The organism is Acinetobacter sp. WU_MDCI_Abxb74, assembly GCF_025513915.1.
Classification (GTDB): domain Bacteria; phylum Pseudomonadota; class Gammaproteobacteria; order Pseudomonadales; family Moraxellaceae; genus Acinetobacter; species Acinetobacter calcoaceticus_C.
The window spans coordinates 1-527 of the sequence record NZ_JAHPRP010000024.1; the positions used below are offsets into that span (position 1 = coordinate 1).

Annotated in this window: 1 protein-coding gene; it reads right to left on the reverse strand. The window is 51.8% G+C overall.

Going from position 1 to position 527, the window contains the following annotated elements:
- Window positions 1–527: hypothetical protein (locus KTH84_RS18975; RefSeq protein WP_262474775.1), on the reverse strand; the 527-nt coding region annotated here is incomplete at both ends.

The following is a 527-nucleotide window of genomic DNA, read 5'->3' on the forward strand; positions in this document are numbered from 1 at the left end:
TCCGAGTCACTGTCCGAATCAGAGTCACTGTCAGAGTCCGAATCACTGTCCGAATCAGAGTCGCTGTCAGAGTCAGAGTCGCTGTCAGAATCAGAGTCACTGTCCGAATCCGAGTCGCTGTCAGAGTCCGAGTCACTGTCAGAATCAGAATCGCTGTCAGAGTCCGAGTCGCTGTCAGAATCAGAGTCGCTGTCAGAATCAGAGTCGCTGTCAGAATCAGAGTCGCTGTCAGAATCGCTGTCGCTATCAGAGTCCGAGTCGCTGTCAGAATCAGAGTCACTGTCAGAGTCAGAATCACTGTCCGAATCAGAGTCACTATCAGAGTCTGAGTCACTATCAGAGTCTGAGTCACTGTCAGAGTCGCTGTCCGAATCCGAGTCACTGTCCGAATCAGAGTCGCTGTCGCTATCAGAGTCAGAGTCGCTGTCAGAATCCGAGTCGCTGTCAGAATCCGAGTCACTGTCCGAATCAGAGTCACTGTCAGAGTCCGAATCACTGTCCGAATCAGAGTCGCTGTCAGAGTCAGA